At 30.3% G+C, this 15,240-nt stretch carries 13 protein-coding genes; 8 read left to right on the forward strand and 5 right to left on the reverse strand.

Annotated features, from left to right (window positions below):
- The first annotated feature begins 263 nt into the window (after positions 1 to 263).
- From DWZ53_RS10425 to asnB, 3 genes are all read left to right on the forward strand, one after another.
- A complete protein-coding gene (locus tag DWZ53_RS10425) occupies positions 264 to 1,334 on the forward strand; it encodes a carbamoyl phosphate synthase small subunit (RefSeq protein WP_118434109.1) in 1,071 nt (356 codons plus the stop codon).
- Between the two features lies 1 nt (position 1,335).
- Complete coding sequence (carB, locus tag DWZ53_RS10430) at positions 1,336 to 4,533, forward strand: carbamoyl-phosphate synthase large subunit (protein WP_118434110.1); 3,198 nt, start codon at positions 1,336 to 1,338, stop codon at positions 4,531 to 4,533.
- A 132-nt stretch (positions 4,534 to 4,665) separates the two neighbouring features.
- On the forward strand, positions 4,666 to 6,486 hold the full coding sequence (gene asnB, locus DWZ53_RS10435) for an asparagine synthase (glutamine-hydrolyzing) (RefSeq protein ID WP_118434111.1): 1,821 nt from the start codon (positions 4,666 to 4,668) through the stop codon (positions 6,484 to 6,486).
- Positions 6,487 to 6,513: 27 nt separating this feature from the next.
- On the opposite strand, the gene DWZ53_RS10440 is transcribed toward asnB, so the two are convergent.
- From DWZ53_RS10440 to nagA, 5 genes are all read right to left on the reverse strand, one after another.
- A complete protein-coding gene (locus DWZ53_RS10440; protein WP_335673712.1) occupies positions 6,514 to 7,017 on the reverse strand; it encodes a QueT transporter family protein in 504 nt (167 codons plus the stop codon).
- Between the two features lie 70 nt (positions 7,018 to 7,087).
- The gene (locus DWZ53_RS10445) at positions 7,088 to 7,855 is read right to left on the reverse strand and encodes an HAD family hydrolase (RefSeq protein WP_118434112.1); all 768 of its coding nucleotides are present in this window, start codon (positions 7,853 to 7,855) and stop codon (positions 7,088 to 7,090) included.
- A gap of 59 nt (positions 7,856 to 7,914) precedes the next feature.
- Complete coding sequence (locus DWZ53_RS10450; RefSeq protein WP_118434113.1) at positions 7,915 to 8,589, reverse strand: TIGR00266 family protein; 675 nt, start codon at positions 8,587 to 8,589, stop codon at positions 7,915 to 7,917.
- Positions 8,586 to 9,629, reverse strand: coding sequence for a lactonase family protein (locus DWZ53_RS10455; RefSeq protein ID WP_118434114.1), 1,044 nt, complete (start codon positions 9,627 to 9,629; stop codon positions 8,586 to 8,588). The genes DWZ53_RS10450 and DWZ53_RS10455 overlap by 4 nt, the downstream gene beginning before the upstream one ends.
- Positions 9,630 to 9,706: 77 nt before the next feature.
- Positions 9,707 to 10,852, reverse strand: a complete 1,146-nt coding sequence (nagA, locus tag DWZ53_RS10460) for an N-acetylglucosamine-6-phosphate deacetylase (RefSeq protein WP_118434115.1) — start codon at positions 10,850 to 10,852, stop codon at positions 9,707 to 9,709.
- 135 nt (positions 10,853 to 10,987) lie between these two features.
- Between nagA and DWZ53_RS10465 the strand changes: the two genes are divergently transcribed.
- From DWZ53_RS10465 to DWZ53_RS10485, 5 genes are all read left to right on the forward strand, one after another.
- Positions 10,988 to 11,479 (forward strand): Lrp/AsnC family transcriptional regulator, encoded by a 492-nt coding sequence (locus tag DWZ53_RS10465; RefSeq protein ID WP_118434116.1) that lies wholly within the window; start codon positions 10,988 to 10,990, stop codon positions 11,477 to 11,479.
- The gene (locus DWZ53_RS10470) at positions 11,479 to 12,645 is read left to right on the forward strand and encodes an aminotransferase class I/II-fold pyridoxal phosphate-dependent enzyme (RefSeq protein WP_118434117.1); all 1,167 of its coding nucleotides are present in this window, start codon (positions 11,479 to 11,481) and stop codon (positions 12,643 to 12,645) included. The genes DWZ53_RS10465 and DWZ53_RS10470 overlap by 1 nt, the downstream gene beginning before the upstream one ends.
- 107 nt (positions 12,646 to 12,752) lie before the next feature.
- The gene (locus tag DWZ53_RS10475) at positions 12,753 to 13,379 is read left to right on the forward strand and encodes a hypothetical protein (protein ID WP_118434118.1); all 627 of its coding nucleotides are present in this window, start codon (positions 12,753 to 12,755) and stop codon (positions 13,377 to 13,379) included.
- A gap of 16 nt (positions 13,380 to 13,395) precedes the next feature.
- Positions 13,396 to 14,385, forward strand: coding sequence for a YafY family protein (locus DWZ53_RS10480; protein WP_118434119.1), 990 nt, complete (start codon positions 13,396 to 13,398; stop codon positions 14,383 to 14,385).
- Positions 14,386 to 14,512: 127 nt separating this feature from the next.
- Entirely contained in the window at positions 14,513 to 15,133 is a 621-nt protein-coding gene (locus DWZ53_RS10485; protein WP_118434120.1) for a flavodoxin family protein, read from the forward strand.
- Positions 15,134 to 15,240 lie beyond the last annotated feature (107 nt).

The raw sequence follows: 15,240 nt of genomic DNA on the forward strand, positions 1-15,240 counted from the left end.
AGGAGCAGGGCTATGCCCGAAACAGAAAACCACCGGCTAAGCCGGTGGATAATTATTAATTATAAATATAAAAAATATCTTGAATATTGTCATCATTTCTACTATACTATACAGGAATAGAAAGGGATGAGACATATGGAAAAGATTTCGCATAAATATGGTTTTCAACAATTGAATCTTAAGTCTCGTTTTTATATTTTTCATAATTAACATATCAGTCTTGTTATTGATATGTTTTTTTATAACCAAAAAGGAGGATTAGAATGAAAGGTTACTTAATTTTAGAAGATGGTAGTGTTTTTGAGGGAGAAAGTGTAGGGGCTCAAAAAGAAGTTATCAGTGAATTTGTATTTAATACTTCAATGACTGGATATTTAGAAGTTTTAACTGATCCATCATATGCAGGGCAATCGGTTGTCATGACTTATCCATTAATTGGAAACTATGGTGTATGTTTAGATGATCAAGAATCTAATCAACCTCATGTTGAAGGATTTGTTGTAAACGAACTTGCTCGTTTAGGAAGTAATTTTAGAAAAAATATTGATTTAAAAGATTATTTAATTGAGCATGATATTCCATGTATTCAAGGTGTTGATACACGTCATATTACTAAAATTATTAGAAATAAAGGTTGTATGAATGGAATGATTACAACAACTCAATACGATGATTTATCTGAAGTATTAGAAAAAATTCATGCCTTTAAAGTAACAGGTGTTGTTGAAAAAACAACATGTGACGCTCCTTATACAGTTGGAGAAGGTTCATTAAAAGTGGCTTTATATGATTTTGGGGCTAAGAAAAATATTGCTAAATCACTAGCAAATAGGGGAATTGAAGTAACAGTATATCCTGCTAGTACACCAGCAAGTACAATTATTGAAGGAAACTATGATGGTGTGATGTTATCAAATGGACCAGGGGATCCAGAAGAAAATACACAAATTATTGAAGAAATTAAAAAATTAATTGATAGCAAATTACCAATCTTTGCAATTTGTTTAGGACATCAATTAATGGCATTAGCTCATGGCTTCCATACTGAAAAACTAAAATATGGACATCATGGTGCCAATCACCCAGTTAAAGATTTAAATACTGGACGTGTTTATATTTCGACACAAAATCATAACTATGTTATCAGTGAAGATTCTATTGATAGTCATATTGCTAAACCTTGGTTTATCAATGTTAATGATAAAACAATTGAAGGTATGCAATATTTAAATGAAAATATTAAGACTGTACAATTCCATCCAGAAGCTTGTGCAGGTCCTTTAGATACCGATGCATTATTTGATGAATTTGTAAAAATGATGGAGGGAGAATAAGATGGCAAGAGATCAAAGTATTAAAAAAGTATTAGTTATTGGTTCAGGACCAATTATTATTGGTCAAGCTGCCGAATTTGATTATGCAGGAACTCAAGCTTGTCGAGCTTTAAAAGAAGAAGGGGTAGAAGTTATCTTAATTAATTCCAACCCAGCAACAATTATGACAGACAAGGATATTGCTGATAAGGTTTATATTGAACCTTTAACAGTACCTGTTGTTAAACATTTAATTGAAGTAGAAAAACCAGATAGTATTTTACCTACATTAGGTGGACAAAATGCTTTAAATATTGCGATGGCATTAGCCGATGAAGGTTTCTTAGAAAAACATCATGTTAGAACAATTGGTACATCTACAGATACAATTAAATTAGCAGAAGATAGATTAGAATTTAAAACATTAATGGAAAATATTAATGAACCATGTGCAGCATCAATTGTTGTTAATCATGTTGATGATGCATTAGAATTTGCTGAAAAAATTGGTTATCCTGTTGTTGTTAGACCAGCCTATACATTAGGAGGTACTGGTGGAGGTATTGCTAATAACGAAAAAGAATTACATGATATTTGTTCAAATGGTTTACGGTTATCACGTGTTAGCCAATGTTTAATTGAAAGATGTATTGCAGGATGGAAAGAAATCGAATACGAAGTGATGCGTGATAGCGCTGGAAACTGTATTACAGTATGTAATATGGAAAACTTAGATCCTGTAGGGGTTCATACCGGAGATAGTATTGTTGTTGCTCCAAGTCAAACTTTATCTGATAAAGAATATCAAATGTTAAGAAGTTCGGCTTTAAACATTATTACTGCATTAAATATTGAAGGTGGATGTAACGTTCAATATGCATTAAACCCAAATAGTTTTGAATATTGCGTTATTGAAGTAAATCCTCGTGTATCTCGTTCTTCAGCCTTGGCTTCTAAAGCAACAGGATATCCTATTGCTAAGTTAGCTGCTAAAATTGCTTTAGGATATACATTAGATGAAATCGTTAATGCGGTAACAGGAAAAACATATGCTTCATATGAACCTACATTAGATTATATTGTATGTAAGATTCCTAAATGGCCATTTGATAAATTCGTTGGTGCTTCAAGAGAATTAGGAACACAAATGAAAGCAACAGGAGAAGTTATGAGTATTTGTAATAACTTCGAAGGAGCTTTAATGAAAGCTATTCGTTCATTAGAACAAAATATTTATGATTTACATATTCCTGAAGTAGATGGATTACCACATGATCAATTAAGAGATAAATTAAAGAATGTTGATGATCATCGTTTATTTGTTGTTGCTGAAGCATTAAGAAACGGTATTAGTGAACAAGAAATTCATGATATTACAAAGATCGATCAATGGTTTATTGATAAAATTAAACACTTAGTAGAAGTAGAAAATAAAATTAAAACTCAAGAATTAACAATTGATTTATTAAAAGAAGCAAAACATTTAGAATTCCCTGATCGTGTTATTGCTGATTATACAAATAAATCTGAACAAGATGTTCATCAAATGAGAAAAGATCATGATATTGTTGCTGTATATAAAACAGTTGATACATGTGCAGCAGAATTTGATGCTTCAACTCCATATTATTATTCAGTTCATGGTGGATACAACGAAGTTGATCCTCAAGATGAAAAGAAAAAGATTATGGTACTTGGTTCAGGACCAATTCGTATTGGACAAGGTATTGAATTCGATTATTGTTCAGTACATTGTGTATGGGCATTAAAAGAAGCAGGATATGATACAATCATCGTTAATAATAACCCGGAAACAGTATCAACTGACTTTGATATTGCTGATCGTTTATATTTTGAACCATTAACACCAGAAGATGTAGAAAGTATTGTTGATATTGAAAAACCAGATGGTGCTATTGTTCAATTTGGTGGACAAACAGCCATTAAACTTACTAAAGCTTTAATGGAAATGGGGGTTAAGATTTTAGGAACATCTGCTGATGATGTTGATGCTGCTGAAGATAGAGAAAGATTTGATGAAATTCTTGAAAAATGTCATATTGATCGTCCACGTGGTTCGACAGTCTTTACAACAGAAGAAGCTATTGAAACAGCACATCGTTTAGGATATCCAGTCTTAGTAAGACCGTCATATGTATTAGGTGGAGCTGGTATGGAAATTGCTTTAAATGACGGTGATATTAAGAAATTCATGAAGATCATTAATCGTCAATATCAAGAACATCCAATCTTAATTGATAAATATTTAGCTGGTAAAGAAGTTGAAGTTGATGCAATTTGTGATGAAAATGGAGTATTAATTCCAGGTATTATGGAACACGTAGAAAGAGCTGGTGTTCATAGTGGTGATAGTATTTCAGTTTATCCAACTCAAAAAATCAAACCAGAAATTAAACAAATTATTGTTGATTATACTGAAAGACTTGCTAAGGCTTTACATGTTATTGGTTTAATTAATATTCAATTTATTGTATATGAAGATCAAGTTTATGTTATTGAAGTTAACCCACGTTCTTCAAGAACAATTCCTTATATTTCAAAAGTAACTGATATTCCAGTTGTTGATGTGGCTACTCATGTTATTATGGGTAAAACAATAAAAGAACAAGGATATGAATATGGTTTAGCACCAGAAAAAGAAACAGTAGCTATCAAAATGCCAGTCTTCTCATTTGAAAAGATTAAAGGTGCTGAAATTAGCTTAGGACCTGAAATGAAATCAACAGGTGAAGTATTAGGTATTTCTAAAGATTTTGATGAAGCTATTTATAAAGCGTTCATGGGAACAGGTATTAACTTACCTAAGAAAAAGAATATTATTTGTACAATTAAAGATAGTGCAAAAGAAGAATTCTTACCAATCGCTAAACAATACTATATGTTTGGATATGATTTATATGCAACTGAAGGAACATATAATTTCTTAAAAGAACACGATATTCCAGTATCAAAAATAAATCGTATCGCTGATAAAACAAATACAATCTTTGATTTGATGTTAACAGATACAGTTGATTTAATTATCGATATTCCTACAAGAAACGATAACTTAAAAGATGGTTTTGTTATCAGAAGATTTGCTGTTGAAGCAGGTATTCCAATTTATACATCATTAGATACTGCTCAAGCATTAATCAACTGTTTAGAAAAACGTCATAAAGGACAAACATCATTAGTTGATATTACAAAATTAAAATAAAAAGAGTTAAGTGTAATTTTATTTAAAATTACACTTAATCTCTTTTTTGCATATCTTAATGAAATAGATAGGCATATGTGATACAATGAAAACACCTTAAAAGAGGTAACATCAAAAATAGGAGAAAGAATTATGTGTGGAATAGTAGGTTTTTATCATACAAATGATCATTCAAAAGAAGATTTATCTAAAATGATGGAACGTATTAAACATCGTGGACCTGATGAATCAGGACAATTTATTGATGATTATGTAGCGTTAGGACATCAACGTTTATCAATTATTGATTTATCTAATGGAAAACAACCAATGCATTATGGTAAATATGTATTAGTTTTTAATGGAGAAATATATAACTACAAAGAATTAAAAAAAGATTTAATCGCAAAAGGACATGAATTTCAAACAGAATCTGATACTGAAGTTATTTTACATATGTATCAAGAACATAAATATGATACAGCATCATATTTAAGAGGAATGTTTTCATTTGCCTTATATGATAGTGAAACACATGAATTATATTGTGCCCGTGATCAATTTGGTATTAAACCTTTTTATTACTATTATGATCAAGAACACTTATTATTTGGTAGTGAAATTAAAGCATTTTTAGATCATCCTGATTTTCATAAAGAATTAAATAAAGATGTTTTAGATATCTATCTACAAATGAACTTTGTAGCAGGTGAAAATACATTCTTTAAAAATGTAAAACAATTATTACCTGGACATTATTTTGTTTATAAAGATGGTCAATTTGATATGCAACGTTATTATAAAGTTGAATTCAAAGACCAGTATAAAACAGATCAAGAAATGATTAAAGCGATTGATGAAATTATGAAAGATTCAGTTAAACATCATTTAATTGCTGATGTTGAAGTAGGATCTTTCTTAAGCAGTGGTATTGATTCATCATATCTAGTATCTTTAGCTCGTCCTCAACATACTTATACAGTAGGTTATAGTGATGAAAGATATAATGAAATTAGTTATGCTAAAGATTTAACACAACAATTAGGAATTGAAAATAAAAGTAAAATTATTTCAAAAGAAGAATACTTAGAAGTCTTACCTAAAATTATGTATCATCTTGATGAACCAACAGCCGATCCAGCAGCTGTCGCATTATATTTTGTTAGTGAACTAGCAAGCAAAGATGTTAAAGTTGTTTTATCGGGAGAAGGTGCTGATGAATTCTTTGGTGGATATAATACATATCGTGGAGACATTGATAGTGGTATTTATGGAAAGCTTCCTTTTGGTATCAGACATTTTATTTCTAAAATATGTAAACATTTACCTTCAGTTAAAGGTGTACCATTTTTAATTCGTAATGGTGAAAGAGTAGAGGATTATTATGTAGGTGTTAACCCTGTATTCTCTGTTCAAGATTGTAAACATTTATTAAGAGATTCATCTCATTTACATTCACATAAAGATATTGTGGGACCTGTATTTGAAGGAATGAAAGGAACGAATATTCAAAAAAGACAAAGTTTTGACTTACAAACATGGTTTGTTAAGGATATCTTACAAAAGGGTGATAAGATGACAATGGCTCATTCTATTGAAAGCCGTGTGCCATTTACTGATAAGGAAGTCTTTGAAGTCGCTTCAACTTTAAAAGATAATCAAAAAGTAACTAAAGAAAATACAAAAGTCTTATTAAGACAAGCTGCTAAAAAAGTCATTCCTAATGAAGCTTATAAGAAAAAGAAATTAGGATTCCCAGTTCCACTTAGAGAATGGATGAGAGAAGATGACTTATATAAGAAAGTATATGAAGGATTACAAACACCAATTATTAAAGAATTATTTGATGATCAAAAATTAATATCTATGTTAGATGATCATAAAAATCATAAACATGATTATTATAAAAAAGTTTGGACAATTTATTGTTTTTCATTATGGCATCAAGTCTTCTTTAGTGAAGAATATCAATAAAAAAAGTACTTGCGTTACGCAAGTACTTTATTCTTTTATCATTGAAATAAATTTATTGTTTTTTTCTAAACCTTTAAAAATAAATGCGCTAATAAATAAAATGATAGCTTCACCAATAGCTACATAAATAGCGTTAATAACAAATGGAATTGAGTAGACATATGCAAGTTCACTACCAACAATGATACCTGTAATAATAGCACCTAAAGCAGCAGCTACATAATGGTTTTTAGATTTGTACATGGCAATACAAACAATAATTGTACTTAAAGTACCAAAGCAAATATCAACCATTCCAAGTGGTGAAAATAAATTAGCGATAATACATCCTACAGTTAAACCAGGAATGTATTTTTTATTATAAAAGGCTAAAAAAACAATCACTTCTGAAATTCTACATTGAATTTCACCGTATGATATGGGCGACAACATAAGTGTTAAAACTGCGTATATTGCCGCAATCATAGCGTTCAATAATAAAAGATTCACAGAGTTTCTTTTATTCATTCTTGTGATCCTTTCTGTTTCCACTTAAATGTCACCTCATTGAAAACAGCATTATTATAACGAATTTTATAAAAAAAGGCTAGTCTAAAATAAATTAAATTAGCCCAATTTTGATACATCCTTTATATAAACCGTCTTGATCAATAGAATCAATCACATATGTTGCCTTCTCTTTGGCTAATGGATCACCTTGTCCCATACATAAAGAGATTTTAGCATATTTAAACATCTCTAAATCATTGGTTGAATCACCAAAACAAATATATTCATCGCAATGATAAAACTCTAATAGCTTTTTTATACCTGTTGCTTTTGTTGCTTGATTATGAGTGATATCACAATATGTAGAAACGCCAGGTAGAATAGAAAGTCCTTTAATATGTCTAAAAGGTTCATAATCATATCCCATAGGACCATAAGCAATCATCGCTTGTACTTTTTGACCATGATAAGTTCCCACTGGAGGAAGGATAGAATTAAAAAAGCGAATAGCGTTTAAAACATTATCATCGGGTTCTTGAGTTAAGATTCGATGTTCCATCTTTAAGGCAAGAGGAATATGATGTTTTTTTGCTACATCAATACATTCTTCGACTATTTCCGGGGAAATAATATGTTCTTCGATAATATTGAAATCTTGATCTAGAATGATTTGTCCATTATTACACACAAAGCCATCCCAATTAATAATTTGATCTATACCTGTTCTTTTTAATGATTCTACAGCTCTACCGGTTGCAATAATAATAGGATATCCATTTTCTTTTAATTGTTTAAGTGCTTGAAGGGTAGAAGGACATACTTGATGATGAACATTATCCATCAAAGTCCCATCAATATCAAAAGCAATCATTGGTTTCATAATTTCACCTCGGGTAGATTTTAACATTTATACAAATAAAAAAGAACAAAAAATTGTTCTTATTTATTGGATGGAAAATACGGAGCAAGAGTTCTTGCTAGTGCTGGAATTGGTGCTGTTTGTAAAACAATTTTTCCAGGACCAGTTACGACAGTATTGAAAAAACCTTCGCCACCTAATAATTTATTTTTCATTCCTGATACAGATTGAATATCTAGTGTACATGTTGCATCCATCATGGCTAAATAACCGGTATCAATAATCATTTGTTGACCAGCTATTAAATGATATTCAACAGTGCTACCATCAATTTCTAAAAAGGCAGTGCCTGTTCCAGATAGTTTTGTCATGACAAAACCTTCACCACCAAATAATCCGGTAGAAAATTTCTTGTTATAAAATAAAGATGTTTGAACCTGACTGGTACTAGCTAGAAAAGCAGATTTTTGAATAATGATTTCTTTGTCTTGTGATATCTCTACAGCTTTAATTTGACCAGGAAACGATGAAGCAAAAGCAATTAAACCTGGTTTTTTAGCTGTATAGTAATTTTGGAAAAGCGTTTCATTGGAAATCATACGACTTAATACTTTGCCAAAGCCACCACCTTTAGTAGACATTTCAATATCAGGATCCATCCATGCCATCGCACCACTATCACAAATCATACTTTCATCTTGATCTAGATGACATATGACAACTGGAAGATTACCACCTTCTATTGTGTATTTCATGATTTTTCCTCCTTGACGACAAGACAAACAGGACTAGGTATACTTAATGTATTTTCGGTTTTAACTAGTTCTTCATTTTCTTCATCAAATGTAAGAAGTTCAATGACATTATCATCTTGACCACCTACGAGTAAATAACGATTATCTACTAATGTAAAGTCACGTGGTGATTTTGCGGTATGCACCATATAAAGTAAAGAAAGTTTTCCATTATTTTGATTAACTCGATATAAAACAATGCTATCATGACCTCTATTAGAGACAAATAAATGTTTACCACTAGGAGATAACTTAATAGCTGAAGCACTTGAAAAACCATGGAAATGTCTAGGAACACAGTGAATAACCTGTATTAAAGTATAATGTCCTTCTTGATAAGAATAGACCATTACGCTATTAGCTATTTCATTGGATAAATAACAGTAACGTCCGTCTTTTGAAAATATCATATGTCGAGGACCACTTCCAGGTAAAACAGCTTGACTTAAATCTTCTCTTTCTTTTAAAACCCCATTATCAAATTCATACATCACAATTTTATCAGCCCCTAAATCAACACTATATAAGTATTTTTGATCAGGTGTAATACCAACACAGTGTGCATGAGGACCTGTTTGTCTTTTTAATAAATCTGGTCCTAAACCATGATGATGAACAGCGCCAATTTTATTGATAATTTTACCTTCTTTTAAAGTAAAGGATGCTGTAGAACCAACGTGATAGTTTGCTGTAAATAAATAATCTTCGTGAGGACTTAAACAAAGATGTGTGTATGATCTTCCTTGAGATTGAAATGATGAGTATGGGACAAGTGCAGTTCCTTCCATCAAATAACTAGCAACGCCACCACCATCATTAAATCTTGATGCATTTTTTAATGCAACATATAGTTTTCCATTTGATTGAATCATATATGAAGGAAAATCTTTTGTTTGTACATGTTCTATTAAAGATAATTGTTTTGTTTCTTCGTTGAAGTCACAAATATAGATTCCTTTTTGATTGCCTTTTCCATAACTTGAAACATAAAAAATAGACATAATCTTTCCTCCTTTTTTATTATTGTATCATAAATATAAACAAGAAAAAAAGAATACATTGCTGTATTCTTTCATAACTATTTAGTTAACTGAGCTTTCCCTTTGCAGTAAGTTTGTAAGACATCATAGTTATCTTCTAAGACAACTAAATCAGCATCGTAACCTACACCAATATAACCAACATGATCATCTATGTGTAAGCATCTAGCTGGATTAGATGTACATGCATTAATAGCGTAATTAACAGGAACTAAAGCATCTTCAATTAAGATTTTTAAACCTTTATTCACATTTAAAGTAGAACCTGCTAAATTTCCGGCTTCTACTAAATGCGCACTACCATCTGGGTAAATCACAACTTCTTGACCACCAAAATCAAATTTAGTACCTGTAGGGAATCCTTTACACATTAATGAATCAGTAATCATAATACTGTAATCAGGACCTTTAGAAGTAAAATAATTATTTAAGGCAGCAAGTGTAGAGTGGTTACCATCACAAATAATTTCTCCATACATATTACGAATACGATAAGCACCACCAACTAGTCCGTTAGCACGATGAGTAAAAGGAGACATAGCGTTATAAACATGAGTCATACTTCTAGCACCATGAGCAAAGGCTTGAACAGCTTGCTCATATGTTGCATCAGAATGTCCAATACTTACAACAACATCATTTTGACTACAATAACGAGTTAAAGCAAAATCATCATCATTTTCTACTGCCATTGTTATATATTTAATTAAACCATGAGCAGCTGCTTGATATCTTTTAAATTGTTCTACATTTGGTTTAACACAGTATTCTTCAGGTTGAGCGCCCTTATGTGCTTTATTTAAATAAGGACCTTCAAAATGAATACCTAAAATTTGTGCTCCTTCATAACCTTCTTCAACAACTTTAGCGACATTACTTACGGCTTTAGTTAAGACTTCTTCACTTTGAGTAAGGGTTGTTGCTAGAAAACCGGTAACACCTTCATTTACAATACCTTTAGTCCATTTTCTTAATCCTTCTTCATTGGCATCGTTAGTATCAAAACCATAAGCACCATGACAATGAATATCAATAAATCCTGGAAGAATTCTCAAATTACCATAATCTTTAGTCACTTCTTTTTCATTATAATTATAAATCTCTTTAATAATACCATCTTCAATTTCTAATTGAGCAGGGATGAATTGATCAGCGATCCATACTTTTTTACTTTGTATTATCATATTTTCACCTCATTATTATTATAGTCCAGAATTCTTATCTAGACAAGCAAATTTATATCGAATATCTAAAAGAAACATTTACCTCATTATTAAAATGTTATATAATTATAAAAATGAAATAGAGGAGGATATTTTATGGATGAAAAATTACTATTATCATTGATAGAAAATAACGCAAGATTGGAAGTTACTGATCTAGCGGCCGCCTTAAACGAAAGTGAAGAAAATGTACAAGAAACACTAAAAAAATTAGAAGATAAAAATGTAATATGTGGGTATCATACTTTAATTAATTGGGATAAAACAAATACTGATCATGTTGTTGCTTTAATTCAAATTACAGCTAATCCTGAAAGAGAATACGGTTATGATCGTATCGCTAAAAAGATATATCAGTTTCCTGAAGTTGATACAATGTATTTATTATCAGGAAGTTATGAATTTTTAGCTGTTATTCAAGGTAAAACGATGCAAGAAGTTGCTCATTTTGTTGGAAGTAAACTTGCTTGTTTAGAAGGCGTTGCCGGAACAGCTACACTTTTTGTTTTAAAGCAGTACAAACGTATGGGAATTTGTTTTGATGATGACAAAAAAGATGATAATGAAAGATTATTGGTGACTCCATAATGGATTTTACAAAAGTTGTTAATAAAACAGTAAAAGAGATTAAACCTAGTGGAATCCGTAAGTTCTTTGATTTAGCTAATCAAATGGAAGGTGTGATTTCACTTGGGGTAGGGGAACCAGATTTTGCAACGCCTTGGTCAATTAGAGAAGCAGCGATGTACTCTATCGAAAAAGGAAAAACATTTTATACAGCTAATCGTGGTTTACTCGAATTACGTGAAGAAATATGTCATTATCAAAAAAGAAGATTTAATTTAGATTATAAACCAGAACAATGTATTGTTACTGTTGGTGGTTCTGAGGCGATTGATTTAGCTTTAAGAACATTAGTTGAACCTGGTGATGAAGTTATTTTATTACAACCAAGTTATGTTGCTTATACACCGGGAGTAGAGCTTGCTGGTGGAGTTGTAAAAAACATTATTTTAACTGAAGAAAATGAATTTAAACTAACACCAGAATTATTAGAAGCAGCCATTACTGATAAAACGAAAGCTATCTTACTTAATTATCCAAGTAATCCTACAGGTGGATTTATGACAAGAGAGGATTATGCTAAGATTGTTCCTATTATTAAAGAACATGAAATCATGGTGATAACTGATGAAATATATGCTGAATTATCTTATGAACATCAATTCTGTAGTATTGCTGCATTTGATGAAATCAAAGACCAAGTTATCTTAGTAAGTGGTTTTTCAAAGGCTTATGCAATGACAGGATGGCGTTTAGGATATGTTTTAGGAAATGAATATATCATTAAATTAATGAATAAAATTCATCAATACGTTATCATGTGTGCGCCAACGGCAGCACAATATGGGGCTATTGAAGCTATGCGTAACTGTGATCATGAAATCGAAAAAATGCGTCAAGCCTATTTGTTAAGAAGAAACTTCTTAGTTAAAACATTTAATGAAATGGGATTAAAGACATTTACGCCTCAAGGAGCATTTTATGTCTTTCCAAATATTACTTCTACTGGTCTTACATCAGAACAGTTTTGTGAAGAGTTATTAAAAGATCAATTAGTTGCTTGTGTACCAGGAACGGCTTTTGGTGAAGCAGGAGAAGGATTTATTAGGGTTTCTTATGCTTATAGTATTGAACAATTAAAAGAGGCTACTAAGAAAATTAAGATATTTGTAGAAAAAAGGACAAAATAATGTCCTTTTTATTTTAACTCCAAATAAAAGGTGTTAATATAGTCATATATAATTCGTACCTTTCATATATTTTCTATAATGAAGATGTAAAAAAGGAGACGATCTATATGAAACTTAGAAGCTATCAACGTGCAACAAATAAATCAATTATTGAAGTAAAAAGATATTTATTAGAAATGTCTAAAGAAATCTATGAACAAGATATACATGATATCATGAATCAATGTATTGATACTTATCAGTTAAAAAAGAAATTAAATAAAAGAAAAGATATTCAATTATGGTTATTTATGAATATAAAAAAAGCAATTGATCATAGTGTTTCTTTTGATGATATTGAAAATCATCTTATTTATATGAATCATTTAATTCAATCAACATATCAACCATTATTAGAATATAAATATAAATTATTTTATTATATTCTAGATCAAGTATCTTTTTCAGTAGAATCCTACTGTTTAATTAGACATTTATTAAAATTTAAAACAAAACAAATAGAACAATATATCGATAATATCGAAGATATTGTTAAAATGGATGAAGAAAGATATCATTATGTTGCTAGTGAAATCTTATTGTTAGAAGAACAATATAAACAAGCTTACCATCATTTACCTTATGTATGCTTTGACCATCGTCTTCAAGTATACCAACAAGCTCTTTATAACGATTCTCCTAGAAGATTTGAAAATCTTTTTGAACAAACCGGATTTCTCTACGCTCTTGCATGATATAAAGAGGTGAAAAATGGAAAAGTTATATTATATTTTAAAGATATTACAGGATGCAGATGATATTATGCCAGCAATGCAAATACAAGAACAGTTGGAAATACAATATGATATTTCTATTAATGTTAAAACGATTTATCAGGCTATTAAAAATTTAAATGATTTATTTATGTTATTTGCTGGAAAACAACTTATTGAAACAATTAGAAAAAGAGGTTATCGTATTATTCAGGATTATTTTGAAGATGGGCAATTACAATATTTATGCGATACCATTATCTATAATCCTAGTTTAAGTGAAAAAGAAGCTAAACAATTAATACAACAATTAAAGAATATGAGTTCAACTAAACAGCTTGATCGTATTCATTTAAACCAACCGGTTCATCAATCTTTAGAATATGATTTATTACTTAACTTAACAACCATTATTAAAGCAATTCACCATCACCATAATATTTATTTTCAATATGTAAGTTATGATATTGAAAATGCTACATTTAAAGAAGTAGTTCATGAAAATGGTAACCATGAAAATCCTCAATACTATATTATCTCTCCTTATCGTCTTATTTTAAGAGATTCTAAATATTATGTATTAGGGTATTTTAGTAAGCGACCAGATAAATTATCAATTTATCGTTTAGACCGTATGCGCTTAGTGAGAAATTATCATAGTGAATATGTGGATATTCAAGATCAATTTGATATGGAACGTGAAGTAAATAATAATGTCAATATGTATATATCTGGCAAAAGAGACCAGTTACAGTTATTATTTGATCAAACTGTAGTAAGAGAAATGGCGAGTCAGTTTGGCAAAGACTGTCAGGTATCTAAACAATATGATGGACGTTATTTATTAAAGGCTCAAGATGTTTTAATATCAGATGGTCTGATTGGTTGGCTTATGATGTTACAAAATCATGTACAAGTTGTTTTACCTTTATCTTTAAAAGAAGAAATGAAAAACAGAATAGAAAAAATGTTTAGACAATATAAGTAAGTGATTCTAACAAGATGTTAGTCTTCTTTTTGCATGACAGTATAACATTATGAATAAGATATTGCACTTTATTTGATTATTGAACTAAAATAATAATGTAATAAATATAGGGAAATGGAGAATGAAGATGAAAGTACTTATTATTAATGGTAGCCCTCATCCTAAGGGAAATACAAAATTAGCGTTAGATGAAATGGTTAAAATATTTGACCAAGAAGGGATTGAAAGTGAAATTGTTCATGTAGGAAATAAAGATGTAAGAGGATGTATTGCCTGTATGTCATGTAAAACAAAGTTAGATCATTGTGTGTTTGATGATATTGTAAATGAAACAGCTAAAAAATTTGAAGAGTGTGATGGACTTGTTGTGGGGACACCTGTTTATTATGGCTCTGCCAATTCTACTTTAATTTCTTTTTTAACAAGATTATTTTATAGTACTTCATTTGATAAAACGATGAAGGTAGGAGCAAGTGCGGTGATTGCTAGACGTGGTGGTATTTCTGCTACATATGATGAACTTAATAAGTTCTTTGCTATTTCGGGTATGCCTATTGCTTCAAGTCAATATTGGAATTCAATTCATGGTAGAGAACAAGGTGAAGTCTTACAAGATGAAGAAGGATTACAAACAATGCGTGTTCTTGCTAGAAATATGTCTTTTTTAATGAAATGTATTCATGATGGTAAAGAAAAATATGGTTTACCTGAAAAAGAAGAATTTCATAGAACTAATTTTATCAGATAATGAAAAAAGAGCTAATGCTCTTTTTTAGGTATATTAAAATATCTGTAGCTTAGAGGTCCACTTTAAAATATCGTGGGGAGGAACCTATAAAATATCTAGGGGATGTA

It is taken from the genome of Coprobacillus sp. AF33-1AC (assembly GCF_003475785.1).
GTDB lineage: Bacteria > Bacillota_I > Bacilli_A > Erysipelotrichales > Coprobacillaceae > Faecalibacillus.

Bases quoted from the DNA above. Each gene is read 5' to 3' on its own strand.
- DWZ53_RS10425 (WP_118434109.1), top strand. From the start codon at position 264: ATGAAAGGTTACTTAATTTTAGAAGATGGTAGTGTTTTTGAGGGAGAA.
- carB (WP_118434110.1), top strand. From the start codon at position 1,336: ATGGCAAGAGATCAAAGTATTAAAAAAGTATTAGTTATTGGTTCAGGA.
- asnB (WP_118434111.1), top strand. From the start codon at position 4,666: ATGTGTGGAATAGTAGGTTTTTATCATACAAATGATCATTCAAAAGAA.
- DWZ53_RS10445 (WP_118434112.1), bottom strand. From the start codon at position 7,855: ATGAAACCAATGATTGCTTTTGATATTGATGGGACTTTGATGGATAAT.
- DWZ53_RS10450 (WP_118434113.1), bottom strand. From the start codon at position 8,589: ATGAAATACACAATAGAAGGTGGTAATCTTCCAGTTGTCATATGTCAT.
- DWZ53_RS10455 (WP_118434114.1), bottom strand. From the start codon at position 9,629: ATGTCTATTTTTTATGTTTCAAGTTATGGAAAAGGCAATCAAAAAGGA.
- nagA (WP_118434115.1), bottom strand. From the start codon at position 10,852: ATGATAATACAAAGTAAAAAAGTATGGATCGCTGATCAATTCATCCCT.
- DWZ53_RS10465 (WP_118434116.1), top strand. From the start codon at position 10,988: ATGGATGAAAAATTACTATTATCATTGATAGAAAATAACGCAAGATTG.
- DWZ53_RS10470 (WP_118434117.1), top strand. From the start codon at position 11,479: ATGGATTTTACAAAAGTTGTTAATAAAACAGTAAAAGAGATTAAACCT.
- DWZ53_RS10475 (WP_118434118.1), top strand. From the start codon at position 12,753: ATGAAACTTAGAAGCTATCAACGTGCAACAAATAAATCAATTATTGAA.
- DWZ53_RS10480 (WP_118434119.1), top strand. From the start codon at position 13,396: ATGGAAAAGTTATATTATATTTTAAAGATATTACAGGATGCAGATGAT.
- DWZ53_RS10485 (WP_118434120.1), top strand. From the start codon at position 14,513: ATGAAAGTACTTATTATTAATGGTAGCCCTCATCCTAAGGGAAATACA.